At 72.5% G+C, this 15,580-nt stretch carries 13 protein-coding genes; 6 read left to right on the plus strand and 7 right to left on the minus strand.

Annotation, left to right across the window (positions count from 1 at the left end):
* Window positions 1–61 precede the first annotated feature (61 nt).
* From ACSQ11_RS15695 to ACSQ11_RS15705, 3 genes are all read right to left on the minus strand, one after another.
* A complete protein-coding gene (locus ACSQ11_RS15695; protein ID WP_436007507.1) occupies window positions 62–3,931 on the minus strand; it encodes a DNA polymerase III subunit alpha in 3,870 nt (1,289 codons plus the stop codon).
* Between the two features lie 91 nt (window positions 3,932–4,022).
* Window positions 4,023–4,424 carry an SAV_6107 family HEPN domain-containing protein gene (locus ACSQ11_RS15700; protein ID WP_436007198.1) on the minus strand — a complete coding sequence of 134 codons (402 nt, stop codon included), beginning with the start codon at window positions 4,422–4,424 and terminating at the stop codon, window positions 4,023–4,025.
* A gap of 5 nt (window positions 4,425–4,429) precedes the next feature.
* Window positions 4,430–4,747, minus strand: coding sequence for a DUF6504 family protein (locus ACSQ11_RS15705; protein ID WP_436007200.1), 318 nt, complete (start codon window positions 4,745–4,747; stop codon window positions 4,430–4,432).
* 117 nt (window positions 4,748–4,864) lie between these two features.
* Between ACSQ11_RS15705 and ACSQ11_RS15710 the strand changes: the two genes are divergently transcribed.
* Complete coding sequence (locus tag ACSQ11_RS15710) at window positions 4,865–5,386, plus strand: YbaK/EbsC family protein (RefSeq protein ID WP_436007202.1); 522 nt, start codon at window positions 4,865–4,867, stop codon at window positions 5,384–5,386.
* Window positions 5,387–5,658: 272 nt separating this feature from the next.
* Window positions 5,659–6,057 carry a nuclear transport factor 2 family protein gene (locus ACSQ11_RS15715; protein ID WP_436007204.1) on the plus strand — a complete coding sequence of 133 codons (399 nt, stop codon included), beginning with the start codon at window positions 5,659–5,661 and terminating at the stop codon, window positions 6,055–6,057.
* Window positions 6,058–6,148: 91 nt separating this feature from the next.
* Here ACSQ11_RS15715 and metF read toward each other — a convergent pair whose 3' ends face one another.
* Window positions 6,149–7,036, minus strand: a complete 888-nt coding sequence (gene metF / locus ACSQ11_RS15720; RefSeq protein WP_436007206.1) for a methylenetetrahydrofolate reductase [NAD(P)H] — start codon at window positions 7,034–7,036, stop codon at window positions 6,149–6,151.
* 156 nt (window positions 7,037–7,192) lie between these two features.
* Here metF and ACSQ11_RS15725 point away from each other — a divergent pair, with 156 nt between their 5' ends.
* Window positions 7,193–8,257, plus strand: a complete 1,065-nt coding sequence (locus tag ACSQ11_RS15725) for a polyprenyl synthetase family protein (RefSeq protein ID WP_436007509.1) — start codon at window positions 7,193–7,195, stop codon at window positions 8,255–8,257.
* A 211-nt stretch (window positions 8,258–8,468) separates the two neighbouring features.
* Here the strand turns inward: ACSQ11_RS15725 and ACSQ11_RS15730 are convergent, their stop codons facing one another.
* Window positions 8,469–8,840 (minus strand): Rv2175c family DNA-binding protein, encoded by a 372-nt coding sequence (locus ACSQ11_RS15730; protein WP_436007208.1) that lies wholly within the window; start codon window positions 8,838–8,840, stop codon window positions 8,469–8,471.
* 123 nt (window positions 8,841–8,963) lie between these two features.
* Between ACSQ11_RS15730 and ACSQ11_RS15735 the strand changes: the two genes are divergently transcribed.
* From ACSQ11_RS15735 to ACSQ11_RS15745, 3 genes are all read left to right on the plus strand, one after another.
* The gene (locus ACSQ11_RS15735) at window positions 8,964–10,097 is read left to right on the plus strand and encodes a LysM peptidoglycan-binding domain-containing protein (RefSeq protein WP_436007210.1); all 1,134 of its coding nucleotides are present in this window, start codon (window positions 8,964–8,966) and stop codon (window positions 10,095–10,097) included.
* Window positions 10,098–10,159: 62 nt separating this feature from the next.
* Window positions 10,160–12,124, plus strand: a complete 1,965-nt coding sequence (gene pknB / locus ACSQ11_RS15740; protein WP_436007212.1) for a Stk1 family PASTA domain-containing Ser/Thr kinase — start codon at window positions 10,160–10,162, stop codon at window positions 12,122–12,124.
* A 1-nt stretch (window position 12,125) separates the two neighbouring features.
* Window positions 12,126–13,061 carry a DMT family transporter gene (locus ACSQ11_RS15745; RefSeq protein WP_436007214.1) on the plus strand — a complete coding sequence of 312 codons (936 nt, stop codon included), beginning with the start codon at window positions 12,126–12,128 and terminating at the stop codon, window positions 13,059–13,061.
* A 75-nt stretch (window positions 13,062–13,136) separates the two neighbouring features.
* On the opposite strand, the gene ACSQ11_RS15750 is transcribed toward ACSQ11_RS15745, so the two are convergent.
* Window positions 13,137–14,201, minus strand: a complete 1,065-nt coding sequence (locus ACSQ11_RS15750; protein ID WP_436007216.1) for a threonine aldolase family protein — start codon at window positions 14,199–14,201, stop codon at window positions 13,137–13,139.
* Window positions 14,202–14,205: 4 nt separating this feature from the next.
* The gene (locus ACSQ11_RS15755) at window positions 14,206–15,558 is read right to left on the minus strand and encodes a class II 3-deoxy-7-phosphoheptulonate synthase (protein WP_436007218.1); all 1,353 of its coding nucleotides are present in this window, start codon (window positions 15,556–15,558) and stop codon (window positions 14,206–14,208) included.
* Window positions 15,559–15,580 lie beyond the last annotated feature (22 nt).

A 15,580-nucleotide genomic window follows, 5' to 3' on the forward strand; every position in this document is an offset into this window, starting at 1 on the left:
CGCTCCGAGGCCGGTGCTTCTCGATTCCTGATCGCTTCGAGGACAGGGCCGCGAGTGGTCCTCAGTGGCCCGAGCTGCCGGGGCTGGAGTGCCACAGCTTGCGCGGTGAGGTGCCGTGCTCGGGTACGACGACCGACGCCACCCGGTGCCCGTCGCTCGTGGGCGACCCCGCCGGCTTGATGTCGGCGTAGGGCGACTGCTTGAACCCCGACGCGTGGACGAGCACCCGGCGCCGGCCGCCGGTGTCGGCCTCGCGCTCCCCCGCCTCCGCCCTGGCCATCGCCTCGGCGTCGGCGCTCTCGAGGGCACGCACCACCGCGGAGTGGCCGCCGTCGCGCCAGGCGTCCCACAGCCCGGCGAGCTCCCAGGCACCCGTCGCCCGCACCGAGATCCCGCGGGGACCGGTGCGCCGGACGACCCCGCGCACGAGGAGGAGCCACGAGTGGAAGACCGTGGCGGCATACGGGCCCTGGACGTCCTCGAAGAAGGTCGCGTCGACCGGACCGGTCGCGTCGTCGAGGGTGAGGAAGACGACACGGCGCCCAGAGCGGATCGGCGGGGTCTGGGTCGCGACCTTGACCCCGGCGATCCACACCTCGCTGCGGCTGCGGGCCGTGAGGAGGTCCTTGCTGCGGACCACCCCCAGCGCGTCGAGCATCGGGCCGTAGAACTCGACGACGTGGGCCGACGCGTCGAGCCCGAGGACGTCGAGCTCGGCGCGGACCCGCTCGGTGCCGGTCATCTCGGGCAGGCCGGTGCCGGGGGTGAGCTCGGGCCGGTCGCCGAGGTCGAGGGTGAGCTGGACCGACTGCTCGGCGGCGGCGACGACGGGGCGGGCGGCCTGCGACTGCGCCGCGGCTCGTTCGCGCACGAGGTCGGCGCCCGGACGAGGTGGCGGGACACGCCGTCGCGAGGACCGTCCGGTGCTCGCACGCTCCCACCGGTCGAGCTCACCGACGTGGAGCAGGAGGTCGCGGCGGGTGATGCGGCCCCGACGACCGAGCCCGGAGCCGGTGGCGCCGATGCCGTGCATCGCGTCGAACGCGCCGGCAAGGACGAGCCGCTCGACGACGGGACGGCTCACCGTGGCGCGGGACCAGAAGTCACCGAGGTCCGAGTAGGGCTGTCCGGCAACGATGCTCGCGACCTCGGCGTCACTGATGCCCTTGACGTCGGTGAGCGAGAGCCGGATGCCGTAGTCGCTCGCGTCGGGCAGGTCGGGGTGCACCGGCACAAAACTGACACCACCTCGCTGTGCCTCATCAAGTCGTTCGATGCGGTAGGTGTCGCCGGAGCCGTTGACGTCGAGGCCGAGCACGGCGATGCCGAGCGAGCGGGCGTCGTCGAGGATGAGCCGCTTGGGATACATGCCCGGGTCGTGGGTGAGCACCCCGGAGAGGAACGCCGCCGGGTGGTGGGTCTTGAGCCAGGCCGAGTGGTAGGTCGGCAGCGCGAAGGCGGCCGCGTGGGCCTTGCAGAAGCCGAACGACGCGAACGACTTGAGCACCTCCCAGATGCGGTCGACGTCGTCGGGGGCGTAGCCGCGGGCCCTGGCCGCCGGGCGCCACCACGCCTCGATGTCGAGCTGTCCCTGCGGGGTGCCCATCGTGCGCCGCACCTCGTCGGCCTGGGCGAGGGTCACGCCGGTCGTCTCGGCGACGATCCGCAGGACCTGCTCGTGGAAGACGACGACGCCCTCGGTCTCGGCGAGCGCCGGCTCGAGCGTCGGGTGCAGCAACCGCCGCTTGGACCAGCCGTGCCGGCTCTCGAGGAACGGCGTGATCATGTCGGACTTCACCGGCCCGGGACGAAAGAGCGAGATGTCGATGATGAGGTCGCCGAAGCGCTCGGGCCCGAACTTGCCGATGAGCTCGCGCTGCCCCGGGCTCTCGATCTGGAAGCAGCCGAGGGTGTGGGCGGTCCGGATGAGCCGGAAGGTCGCCTCGTCGTCGAGCGGCACCTGCGCCTCGTCGTCGAGGTCGACCTCGACCCCGTCGACTCGGCGCACCTCGGCGACGGCGTGGGCCATCGCCGACTGCATCCGGATGCCGAGGACGTCGAGCTTGAGCAGCCCGAGCGTCTCGACGTCGTCCTTGTCGAACTGGCTCATCGGGAAGCCCAGCCAGCTCGCCTCGACGGGTGTCCGGTCGAGCAGCCCGGCGTTCGAGAGCACGACCCCGCAGGGGTGCAGGGCGATGTGACGGGGCAGCCCGTCGAGGCGCTCGACGAGCTCGAAGAAGGTGTCGAGCCGGGGCGCGTCCAGCCCGCGGGAGCGCAGCTCGGGCAGGTCGGCGATCGCGCTGCGCGCGTCACGGGCCCGGATGTGCGGGAACGCCTTGGCGATCTCGTCGACCTCGATGGGTGGCATCCCGAGCGCGGCGCCGACGTCGCGAATCGCGTGGCGCACCTTGTAGGTGTCCATCATCGACACGCACGTCACCCGCTCGCCGCCGAAGCGGTCGAGGATCGCCTCGTAGATCTCGGTCCGTCGTGCCGACTCGACGTCGACGTCGATGTCCGGCAGCTCGGCGCGCAGCGGTGAGCAGAAGCGCTCCATGAGCAGGTCGTGCCGGATCGGGTCGATGCCGCTGATACCGAGGAGGTAGTTGACGAGCGACCCGGCGCCGGAGCCGCGCGCCGCCACCCGTACGCCCCGCTCCCTGATGAGGTCGGTCACCTCGGCCACGGTGAGGAAGTAGGTCGGGTACCCGAGGTCGGCGATGACACGCAGCTCGTCGTCGAGACGGGAGAGCACCGTATGCCGTGCGCCGTCACCGATCCCGGGGTAGCGGCCGCCGACGGCGGCCCGGCACCGCTGCGTGAGCACCTGCTGCGGGTCCACGCCGGCGTCGATGCCGAGGATGCCCGGCTCGGGCAGGTGGACGGCGCCGATGCCGAGGTCGGCCCGGGCGTCCTGGACGCACTCGTCGGCGAGCGCGAGGGTCGCGCCGACGAGCTGGGCGGCGCGACCGTTGTCACCGGTGACCTCGAGGGCCCGTACCCACATCTCCTCGCTGCTCGCGAGGTGTCCGGCGTCGGTGACCCGGTCGAGGTGGCGTGAGTCGAGGACGACGAGGCGACGAGCCGCGTCGAGGACGTCGACGGTGCGCACCCCGTCGCGGTCGGCGTGCCGGACCGCCGCGGTGAGGACGGCGGGGACCCGGGCCTCGTCGGCGAGGGCGAGCATCCGGCGGGCGTGGACCCGCGACCCCGGGGTGCCCTCGGGCCCACCGTTGCCGACGATCTCGACCGCGAGCGCCTCGGGTGGCAGGAGCGTGCGCCAGGCCTCGAGCCGGGCCCGGGCCTCGGTGGTGCGGCGCGCGAGGACAGCCCGGCCCACGTCGGAGTCGGGTCCGAGCAGGACCCGCAGCCGGCTCGGCTCCTGCCCCGACTCCCCAGCTCCGGCTCCCCCGGCCCCCTGTGCCCTCGCCACGTCGGTGTCGAGAGCCGACGCTGAGGTTGCGAGCGGGTCGCGGGAGCCCCCGCGGCACCAACGGGCGACGAGCCGGGGCAGCGTGACAGGAGTGCCTCGCTCGCCGCGCAGGTGGGTGTCGGTGACGAGGCGGCACAGGGCCGCCCACCCCAGACCGCGGTCGACCCCTGCGCCGCGACCTCGGGCGAGCACGGTGACTCGTGGCAGGCGCAGGTCGACGACGGCTCCCCCTCGCACCGGGGTGCGGACCCGGGCCGGAGGGCGCCCCGGCCTCGGCTCCTCCCCGACGGCGAGATCGACACCCAGGATCGGGGCGAGGCCGGCCCGGCCGCAGGCCATCGCGAACCGGACCGCGCCGTAGAGCCCGTCGCGGTCGGTGAGCGCGAGCGCCGGCTGCCCGTGCTCCGCGGCGCGCTCGACGAGGTCCTCGGGCGTCGAGGCCCCGAAGCGCATCGAGAAGCCGGAGGCGACGTGGAGGTGGACGAAGTCGGGGTTCACTCCCACCACCGACTGATTGCCCCATTGGGCCCCTTCGAGCACCGCCGCACCTGGGCTGGGACGGGCCCAATGGGGCAATCAGTCGCGGCCATCAGGCGGTCTCGCGGGCGGCGGCGAGGCGGTGCACGGCCGGGTGGGCGGACGGCATACCGAGGGCCGAGGTGACGTGACCGACGAAGGTCTCGGCGGCCCGCAGCAGGTCATCGGCCTCGCGCACCGAGACCCGGCGGGCGTGCGACTCGACCTCTTGGCGGTGCACGGCGGCGAGGGCGAAGAAGTCGGCCCACTCACCGAGCTCGGGGGCCTGGCGGGCGAGGAGCGGCCAGAGGTCCTGCGGACCGGTGCGGCCCTGCCGCGCGACGAGGGCGGCCGCGGCACGCATCGAGGCATCCTGGGAGGCGACGAAGCGGACGGCGGCCAGCTCCGCGGCATACGCGTCGGCGAGGCTCTGGCGGGACTGCTCGAGGAGCGCGAGCGCGGGACCGGCACCCATGGCGCTCAGTCCTGGGCCCGGAGCAGGACCCACGGGTCGCTGCAGCCGTCGACGGAGTCGGACGCGAGGTCGTAGACACCCGTGCCCGCGGCGCTGCCGGCCTCGACCCGCCAGACGTGCCGCTCGGGACGTTCGCCGAGGTCACCGAGGTCGCGCCACCACGAGCGGCGCTCGCTCCAGTCGTCGAGGACGTCGCGGACGACGAGGATGCGACCGCGCCAGACGAACGCCCGCGGCCTCGGACGGAGGGCGAGCGCACCGTCGGCGGTGGGCAGCGCCGCCTCGACGCGCACCTCGACGGGTTCTTCGTACCGGCGCACCACGACATGGCCTCCTCAGGGCAGGATGGGGTGAGGTGAGAATGTTCGTCGAACACCTGTTCGAACACCTCCACTGTACAACCGTCGGACGCGGGGGCGTCAAGCCCCTACGCTGACGCCATGACCGAGCCCGGCGACCCCGTGTCGGAGCGTGACCTCAGCGAGCACCCGTCAGTGGCGGTCGTGCTGAGCACGCTTGCGGCACACCATGTCCGGCCGGTCGTGCGCTACCTCCCGGACGCGGTCCGCACCGCCCGCGCCGCCGCCGATGCGCTCGGTGTCACCCCCGGCGAGATCGCCAACTCGCTCGTCTTCGCCGGACGCGGCCACGACGGCAGCACCGAGCCCGTCCTCGTCCTCGCCTCGGGCGGCCACCGCGTCGACCAGGACCGGGTCGCCGGGCTGCTCGACCTGGCCGGGCTCGACAAGGCGACTCCCGAGGAGGTGCGTGAGTGGACCGGCTTCGCCATCGGCGGGGTCGCGCCCGTCGGGCACCCCACTCCCCTGCGCACCGTCGTCGACGTCACGCTCGGCAGCTTCGACCACGTGTGGGCCGCGGCCGGGCACAGCCACTCCGTCTTCCAGACCACCTACGACGAGCTGCTGCGGATCACGAGCGGCAAGTCCATCGAGGTCGACTGACCCGCCGGCGCGCGCCCCGGCCGGGCGCGAGACGGCCGCGTCGCCCGGAGCGTGGACGCGACGGACGCGACGGACGCGAGACGGCCGCGTCGCCGGAATGACGAGCGCCCCTCCACCCTCATCGTCCCGGCCACGCGGCCGCAGGGCCCACTCTCCCTCCCGACGGATGGGGTCGGGATCCGTACGGATACTCAGATCAGGACAGCTCGGGGTACTCAGGTCCTCGAGCCCGCCCGACCCGCGGTGTCGGCGCCGGGGACGATGATCCGACCATGGACACGAACGCCACCGACGAGTCGACGGAGACCGACGCCTCCGCCGCCCTGCTCCTCACCCGCTTCGCAGACGCCATCGACGCCCAGGACTGGGAGGCGCTGGACACCCTCCTCGCCCCCGGGTTCCGGGCTCGCTACGCCCACACCGGCGAGACGTTCGACCGGGCCGGGTTCGTCGCCGTCAATCGCGACTACCCCGGGAACTGGCGGCTCGAGCGGGAGCAGGTCGTCGACGCCGGAGACGAAGCGGTCCTGCGAGCCACGGTGAGCGATGCCACCGGGACGAGCGACGAGGTCCACGTCGTCGCCACCTTCGCCGCCGCGAGCGGCGGGGTGCTCACCTCGGTCACCGAGGTGTGGGCGCAGGTCACCGCGGCCGACCCCGACCGGCGCTGACCGCCGTCACGACGGCGGTCGGCGCCGACGCCGAGTGCGACCTCGCCCGACCGACACCCGCACCGCACCGCACCGCACCGCACCGCACCGCTCAGTGAGCGCTGGTCGACAGTCCGAGGTTCTCGTGGACCTCGAGCGTCGCGGTGGAGCGGTTCATCGTGATGAAGTGCAGCCCCGGCGCACCCTCGGCCAGCATCCGCTGGGCCAGCTCGGTGGCGATCTGGACCCCCACCGAACGCACCGCGTCCGGGTCACCCGACACGGCTTCGAGCCGGTCGACGACGGCACGCGGCAGCGGCGTGCCCATGAGCTGCGCCATCCGGGTGATCTGCTTGAGGTTGGTCACGGGCATCAGGCCCGGCGTGATCGGCAGGTCGCGACGCTGCGCCACGCGGTCGCGCAGCCGGAGATAGCTCTCGGCGTCGAAGACCATCTGCGTGATGGCGAAGCTCGCACCGGCGTCGGCCTTCCTCACCATGACCTCGACGTCGTGGTCGAGGTCGGGCGACGCGGGGTGCACGTCGGGGAACGCGGCGACACCGATCGTGAAGTCACCGAGCGTGCGGACGAGACCGACGAGGTCGGTCGCGTGGTCGAGCCCCTCGGGGTGGGCGACCCACTCGCCACCGGGGTCACCCGGCGGGTCGCCGCGCAGGGCGAGGATGTTGCGGACCCCGGCCGCGGCGTACTGCCCCACGACGCGGCGGATGTCCTCCACCGAGGCGCCCACGCAGGTGAGGTGGGCGAGCGGCGTGAGGGTGGTCTCGCGGGCGATGCGCTCGGTGACCCGCACCGTGCGGTCCTGGGTGGTCCCACCGGCGCCGTAGGTCACCGACACGAAGTCGGGCCGCACCCGCTCGAGACGGCGGATGGCGTCCCAGAGCACCGCCTCCGACGTGTCGTCCTTCGGCGGGAAGAACTCGAAGCTCACGGAGGGTCGCTGACCTGCGAGGAGCGCGGGGATCGACCGGGGTGGCATAGGGGTGAGATTAGTCGAGCGCCCAGGCCGTAGGCTCGTGGCTCACACACCGTGAGATGGCAAGGAGTGTTCGTGACCAGCCCGTTGGACGAGCTCGCTCGTGGCGAGGACGCGACGCGTCGCGAGGCAGCGACGACGAGCAGCCCGTTGGACGAGATGGACCTGCGCGCCCGCGTGCAGTCCTGCATCGACCAGGAGCTGCGGACCCAGGCCACCGTCCTCGACGAGCTGGGTCCCGACGTCACCGACCTCCTCGACCGGATCGGCTCGCTCCTCGCCGGGGGCAAGCGCCTGCGCGCCGCCTTCCTCTACTGGGGCCACCGGGCCGCCGGCCGCCCCGACTCCGACGAGCTCGTGCGCCTCGCGACGGCGATGGAGTTCTTCCAGGCCGCCGCCCTCATCCACGACGACGTCATGGACGACTCGGACACCCGACGCGGTATGCCGGCCGCCCACCGTGCGCTCGCGGCCGTCCACACCGAGCGTGGCTGGGGCGGGGACGACGAGCGGTTCGGTGTCGCCGGCGCCATCCTCGCCGGCAACCTCTGCCTCACCTGGACCGACGAGCTCGTCGCGACGAGCGGCCTGCCGGCCGGCGACCTCGCTCGCGGCCGCGAGGTCTTCGACCGGATGCGCACCCAGCTCATGGCGGGACAGTTCCTCGACGTCGTCGACTCGGTCCGCCCGTGGGACGACCTGCCCTCGGCCGAGCGGATCGAGCGCGCGCAGCGGGTCATCCGCTACAAGAGCGCCAAGTACACCGTCGAGCACCCGCTGCTCATCGGCGCCACAGCGGGCGGGCTGCCCGACTCCGACCTCGCCCACCTGTCGTCCTACGGCCTCGACCTCGGGCACGCCTTCCAGCTTCGCGACGACCTGCTCGGCGTCTTCGGCGACCCGGAGTCCACCGGCAAGCCCGCGGGCGACGACCTGCGTGAGGGCAAGCGCACCGTGCTCATCGCGCACACCCTGAACGGCGCCGACGACGCCGGTCGCCAGCTGCTCCGCAGCCACCTCGGCAACCCGGACCTCGACGACTCGACGGTCGACCACCTCCGCGCCGTCATCACGGCCTCGGGTGCCGTCGACGCCGTCGAGGACGAGATCTCGACCCTCGCCGCCCGGGCCCGCACCTCGCTGGCCGCAGCCACGGGCATCTCCCCCGAGGCCCGCCCGGTCCTCGACGCCCTCGTCGAGATCAGCACCTCCCGCACCGCCTGACCCGAGGTCACCTCACAGCAAGCGAGCCGCGTGGTGCGAACCGGAGCCGAGAAGGCGACTGGTCCACGGGAGCCGGCACAACGTCGAGGCGCCGCTGGCTGGGCCTGGCGGGAGCGCGGAGCGCGCTCAGCGCGCGGAGTGCGGATGGGACTGCGGCGCATCGATGTTGCGCGGGCGACCCCAAAGGCGACCGAAAGGCATACGAGAAGGACTAGAAGGCGAGCTCCATGGCGCGGCGGCGCACCTCGGTCTTGAACCCGCCACGCAGCGCGTCGATCGGCGCGCCCTCGACGGGCAGGGTCGCGTCGGGCGTGAAGAGCCAGCGCAGGACCTCGTCGTCGTTCATGCCGCCGTCGCCGAGCACGGTGAAGGTGCCCTTGAGTGCGGAGAGGATGCCCTCGTCGTCGAAGAACTTCGCCGGAACGGACACGACGCGGCGCTCACCGACACGGGCGGCGAGCACCTCGCGGTCGTCGATGAACCGGCGCACGTCGGCCAGCCGGACGCCGAGTCGCTCGGCGATGTCGGGCACGGTCAGCCACTCGCCGACGAGGGTCTCGAGCGGAATCTCCTGGTCAGTCACGGGGGTCAGCGTGCCACACCTCTCGCGCAGACTAGTCACAACGGCTACTCTGGCATCGCCTGCCACAGGAGACTCACAGACAACACGACGTCGGCCCTCGTCGTCGCGGAAAGGACGGCCTCCATGGTCATCGCCCTCCCCCCGGCGACCGTGCCCCCGGCTGCGGTCATCCCGACACATGCCGTCAGCCACAGCACTCCAGCCCCCCACGGCTGGACGACGTACACGGTGCGCAGCGGTGACACGCTCATCGGTCTCGCCGCGACGTTCCGCACCACCCCTCGAGCGCTCGCCGTGAAGAACGGCATCAGCGACGCGCGCCGCCTCTGGGCCGGCTCGACGATCCAGGTGCCGGCCCGCCCGAGCGCCACGGCCAAGGCCGCCCCGCGCGCGACGGCTCGGGCCACGGCCACCCACACCGTCCGGGCCGGCGAGACCCTCTACGACATCGCCGCGCGCTACCGGACCACCGTCCCGGCGATCGCCAAGGCGAGCGGCATCTCCCCCCGCTCCTTCATCTTCCCGGGTCAGCGCCTGCGCCTGTCGACCAGCGCCGCGCCCGCCACGCACTCCTCGGCCAAGGCCATCGCGCCGGCCCGGGCGACCGGCGCCGGCTACGTGGTCCGGTCCGGCGACACCCTGAGCGGCATCGCGGCCCAGCACGGCCGCACGGTGTCGGCGCTCGTCAAGGCCAACGGCATGCGTGGCACGACGATCTTCGCGGGCCAGCGGCTCGTCATCCCCGGCAGCGCCGTCCGCAAGGCCAGCCCGAAGGCCCTGCCGAACTCGTTCGCGGGCCGCACGTACCCGCAGAAGGTCGTGCAGAACGCCGCGCGCAACCGCGCGATCCTCGCCCACCGCCACACCCCGACGAGGTCGCAGACCAAGGCGCTCATCACGGCCACCGCGCGCCGTCACGGCGTCGACCCCCGACTGGCCCTGGCGATCTCCATGCAGGAGTCCGGCTGGAACCAGAAGCAGGTCTCGGTGGCCAACGCCGTCGGCATCATGCAGGTCATCCCCTCCGCCGGCGACTGGGCATCCTCGCTCGTCGGGCGCAAGCTCGACCTGCTCGACCCCCAGGACAACGTCACCGCCGGTGTCGTCATGCTGCGCGCCCTCACCCGGATGGCCGCGTCCGAGGACCAGGCCGTCGCGGGCTACTACCAGGGCCTGGCCTCCGTGCGCTCGCGCGGGATGTTCACCGACACCAAGGCCTACGTCGCCAACATCAGGGCGCTCAAGGGCCGTATGTGACACCAGCGGGGTCGGGCACCGGGGTCCACGGGCTGCCCCCGGGCAGTCCGTACACTCGTCGGGTGTCCACCGCCCCCACCGACGACCTCGTCGGCGAGACCCTCGACGGTCGCTACCGCGTCCTCGAGCGCCTGGCCGACGGCGGTATGGCCTCGGTCTACCTCGCCCTGGACACCCGCCTCGATCGTGAGGTCGCGCTCAAGGTCATGCGCCCCCACCTCGCGCAGGACGAGTCGTTCCGCTCGCGCTTCCACCGCGAGGCCCGCTCCGCGGCGCGGCTGTCGCACCCCGGGGTCGTCGCGGTCTTCGACCAGGGCGAGGACGCCGGGCGGATGTTCCTCGCGATGGAGTACGTCCCCGGCCAGACCCTGCGCGAGGTCATCCGCGCCGAGGGGTCGCTGACGCCGAGGGCCGCCATCGACATCATGCTGCCCGTGCTCGACGCGCTCGCCGCAGCGCACCGCGCCGGGATCATCCACCGCGACGTCAAGCCCGAGAACGTCATCCTGCGTGAGGACGGCGCCGTCAAGGTCGCCGACTTCGGGCTGGCCCGGGCGGTGACGTCCCACACCGTGACGTCCTCGTCGGGCCTGCTGCTCGGCACCGTGTCCTACCTGTCGCCCGAGCAGGTCGAGCGCGGGATCGCCGACGCGCGCAGCGACGTGTACGCCGCGGGGCTCCTCCTCTTCGAGATGCTCACCGGCTCCAAGGCCTTCGACGGCGACACCGCGATCAACGTCGCCTACCAGCACGTGCACGCCGGTGCGCCGCGCCTGCGAGACCGCGACCCCGACGCCCCGGAGGTGCTCGACGAGCTCGTCGCGACGGCGACCTCGCGCGATCCCGACGAGCGTCCCGTCGACGCCGCCGCTTTCGCGACGCTCCTGCGCACCGCCCGGCGCGAGCTCAGCCCCACCGAGCTCGACGAACGCCCCGACGCCGACGAGGCCGGCGCTGCTGCCGCGGTCGTCACCCGCACGACGGCGCTGCCGGTCGACCGCTCGGCGGCCCGCGGTGCGGCGGCCCGCGGTGCGGCGACCCGACCGACCACCTCGCTGCGCGACCAGGTCCGCGGCGCTCCCCCGGCCACCGCCGGCGGTGCGGTCGCCCGGACCTCGGGCGGCGGTCCGCGGGGACGGCGTCGAGCCGTCTGGCCCTGGATCCTCGTCGTCGTCTCGGCGGCGATCGCCTCGGCCACCGCCTGGTTCTTCATCGCCGGCCCCGGTGCCCCGACGGTCGTCCCGGCCGTGGTGGGCAAGCCGGTCGTCGCGGCCGAGTCGGCCGTGCGTGCGCAGCACCTCGACCCCACGCGCCGCGACGGCTTCAGCGAGACCGTGGCCAAGGGGGTCGTCATCTCGACCACGCCCAAGGCCAACGCCGAGGTCCGCCGCGGCACCGCCGTGACGCTCCTCGTCTCCAAGGGTCCCGAGCGCTACGTCGTGCCCCCGCTCGCCGGCCTGAGCGCAGCGGAGGCGACCAACAAACTCGGCGAGGTCAACCTCGCCCTCGGCAAGGTCAGCGAGACCTTCGACGAGAAGGTCCCCGAGGGACAGGTCATCGCGACCACCCCCAAGGCCGGCACCCCCCTCAAGCGCGGCACCGTCGTCGCCCTCACCGTGAGCAAGGGCCGCCAGCCGGTCACCGTCACGAACTTCACGGGCAAGCCGCTCGACTCGGCCAAGACGGCGCTGCGCAAGGACGGCCTCGTCGTCGAGGTGTCCGGCGAGGAGAACAGCGACACCGTGCCGTCGGGCTCGATCATTCGACAGGACCCCTCGGGCGGCACCCTCTTCAAGGGCGACAAGGTCACCGTCGTCGTCTCCAAGGGCCCCGTCCTCGTCACCGTCCCGGGCGGCCTCATCGGCAAGCAGTTCACCGTCGTCCGGCAGATCCTCACGACGGCCGGGTTCAAGGTCACCGAGAGGCAGGCCATCCCCGGCATCAACTTCGGCACGGTGCAGGGGCTCAGCCTTCCCGAGGGGTCGCAGCAGCCCAAGGGCTCCGAGATCGTCGTGACGACGGTCTGAGGTGGGCGCACCTCCCTCCCCCGTCCACGACGGGCGCGCTCGTCTGGCCGTCCTCCTCCTGCTCGCCGTCACGGCGGTGTGGGGATCGACGTTCTTCCTCATTCGCGACCTCGTCGAGCACGTCCCCTCGGCCGACTTCCTCGCGGTCAGGTTCGGCATCGCGGCCGTCCTCATGTTCGTCGTCTTCCACCGCCAGACGCTTGCCCTGACGCGTCGTGAGCTCACGCTCGGCGCCGGTCTCGGCGTCCTGTATGCCGTGGCGCAGCTCCTGCAGACCATCGGCCTCGAGACGACGGCCGCGTCCGTGTCCGGGTTCCTCACCGGGACCTACATCGTCCTCACGCCGGTCCTCGGCGCGCTGCTCCTGCGCGACCACGTCCCGAGGGCCGCCTGGGTCGCCGCGGTCATCGCCATGGGGGGCATCGGCGTCCTCTCGCTGCAGGGACTCGCCATGGGGTTCGGGGAGTCGCTCACGCTCGGCTCCGCGGCGATCTACGCCCTGCACATCCTCGCGCTCGGCCGCTGGTCCACCGCGTCGACCGCGCTGGGGCTCTCGACCGTGCAGGCCGCCGTCATCGCGCTCGTGTGCCTCGTCGCCGCGGTCCCCGACGGCGTGACCCTGCCGGGCTCCTCGGGCCAGTGGGCCTCCCTGCTGTACATGGCCGTCGTCGCCGGCGCCGGCGCCCTCATCGCCCAGACCTGGGCGCAGGCCCACCTCACGGCGACCCGGGCGGCGATCGTCATGGCGATGGAGCCGGTCTTCGCGGCGTTCTTCGCCGTGCTCTTCGGCAACGAGGCGGTGACGTGGCGACTGCTCGTCGGTGGTGGCCTCGTGCTCGCCGCGATGTACCTCGTCGAGCTGCGGGGCGGCACCCACGACGGGGGCGTGTCAGCCCTTGAGGACCCGCCGGCGGAGATCCTCCACCACGACGTCTGAAACGCGCGACTGATTGCCCTTGGGTGAGGAGTGAGCGCAGCGAACGCCTCACCCAGGGGCAATCAGTCGTGGACGTCAGCGAGAGAGCAGGTCGGTGAAGACCTCCGCGGCGGCGTCCGTACCGGCGTCGTCGACGTCGAGGTGCCAGACGAGGCGCACGCCCTGCGGGCCTGCGGCATACGTCCGTATGCCGCGTGCTCCCGCCGCGTCGACGAGCTCGGCGGGTGCCCAGCGGGTCTGCGACAGGTCGAGCATGACGATGTTGGTCTCGACGAGCTCGGGAGTGACGACCGAGGGCGCCACCGCACCGACCGCGGTGGCGAACCGAGCAGCGCGGGCGTGGTCGTCCGCGAGGCGTGCGACGTGGTGGTCCAGGGCGTGCAGACCGGCTGCGGCGAGGATGCCGACCTGTCGCATGCCGCCCCCGAACCGCTTGCGCCAGATGCGTGCTCGCGCCATGTCGTCCGCTGAACCCACGAGCACCGAGCCGACCGGAGCGCCGAGACCCTTGGACAGGCAGACGCTCACGGTGTCGAACTCGCGGCCGTAGTCGGCGAGCGGGATGCCGGTCGCGACATGGGCGTTCCAGAGGCGCGCGCCGTCGAGGTGCATCGCGACACCAGCCTCGCGGCTGGCAGCGCGGACCTCACGGATCGCCTCGAGCGGCTGGATCGTGCCACCGCCGAAGTTGTGCGTGTTCTCGACGACGATGAGTGCCGTGCCGACCTGGTAGGGACCGGCGCCGGTGCTCATGAGACCGAGCGGCGCCGACGGCTCGAGCCGTCCTCGTGTCGCGGCCCACGAGCGCGAGGAGATGCCCGAGAGCACCGCAGCCGCACCGAGCTCGGCCCGCAGCACGTGCGCGAGGGAGTCGGCGATGACCTCCTCGCCGGGCTCGACATGCAGCCTCATGCCGAGCTGGTTGGCCATCGACCCGGTGGGCGTGAAGAGGGCGTCCTCGTGCCCGAGCAGGTCCGCGACGCGCCTCTGGAGCTCGGTGACCGTCGGGTCCTCGCCGAAGACGTCGTCACCGACGGGGGCCTCCGCCATCGCCGAACGCATGGCCTGCGTGGGCTGGGTCAGCGTGTCCGAGAGCAGGTCCGCGACCCAGCGGGACGGCATACCGGATTCGTCGTTCACCACGTCAGTCGCGACTGAGCATCTCGGCGACGAGGAACGCGAGCTCGAGCGACTGCTGGTGGTTGAGCCGCGGGTCGCACACCGTCTCGTAACGCTTGTTGAGGTCGGCGTCGAGGATCTTCTCGGAGCCACCGATGCACTCGGTGACGTCGTTGCCGGTGAGCTCGACGTGGAGCCCGCCGGGGACGGTGCCGAGCGACTGGTGGACCTCGAAGAAGCCGCGGACCTCCTCGACGACGTCGTCGAAGTCGCGCGTCTTGTAGCCGGACGCCGACTCGAAGGTGTTGCCGTGCATCGGGTCGCAGATCCACGTGACCGCGGCACCGCTGGCGGTGACCTTCTCGACGATCGGCGCGAGCGACTCGCGCACCTGGCCGGCACCCATGCGGGTGATGAAGGTCAGGCGGCCGGGCGTGCGCTCGGGGTCGACGAGGTCGATCATCCGCAGGAGGTCGTCGACCTGCGCCTTGGCCGAGACCTTGACGCCGATCGGGTTGTGGATCCGGCTCACGAAGTCGAGGTGGGCGCCGCCGAGGTCGCGGGTGCGCTCGCCGATCCAGATGAAGTGGCCCGACGTGTCGTAGAGGTTGCCGGTGCGCGAGTCGACGCGAGTCAGCGGACGCTCGTAGTCGAGGATCAGCGCCTCGTGGGCGGCGAAGAACTCGGTCGTGCGCATCGCCTCGAAGTCGGCGCCACAGGCCGCCATGAACTTCATCGCCTTGTCGATGTCGCGGGCGAGCTTCTCGTAGCGCTGGTTGGCGGCGTTGGCGACGAAGCCGCGGTTCCAGTCGTGGACGTGGCGCAGGTCGGCGAAGCCTCCGGTGGTGAACGCGCGCACGAGGTTCAGGGTCGCGCTGCTCGCGTGGTAGGCACGCACCAGCCGCTGCGGGTCGGGGTGGCGGGCCTCGGGAGTGAACTCGAAGTCGTTGACCATGTCGCCGCGGTAGGCCGGCAGCGTCACGTCCTCGCGGGTCTCGGTGTTGCTGCTGCGCGGCTTCGCGAACTGGCCGGCCATGCGACCGACCTTGACGACGGGGACGGACGCGCCGTAGGTGAGGACCGCCGCCATCTGCAGGATCGTCTTGATCCGGTTCTTGATGTTGTCGGCGGTCGCGCCCGCGAACGTCTCGGCGCAGTCGCCACCCTGGAGGACGAACGCCTCACCGGCGCCCGCCGAGGCCATCCGGTCGCGCAGCACGTCGCACTCACCCGCGAAGACGAGCGGCGGATAGGTCGAGAGCTCGGTGACGGCCGACTCGAGCGCGGTGGCGTCCGGCCAGACCGGCTGCTGCGCAGCGGGCAGGTCGGGGGTCGCTTCGAGGAACGTGCTGAGGTCGGGGCCGATGGTCGTGCTCACGCGACCAAGGATAGGCGCGTCT

Origin of the sequence: Knoellia sp. LjRoot47, assembly GCF_964253435.1 — a bacterium.
Lineage (GTDB): Bacteria > Actinomycetota > Actinomycetes > Actinomycetales > Dermatophilaceae > Knoellia.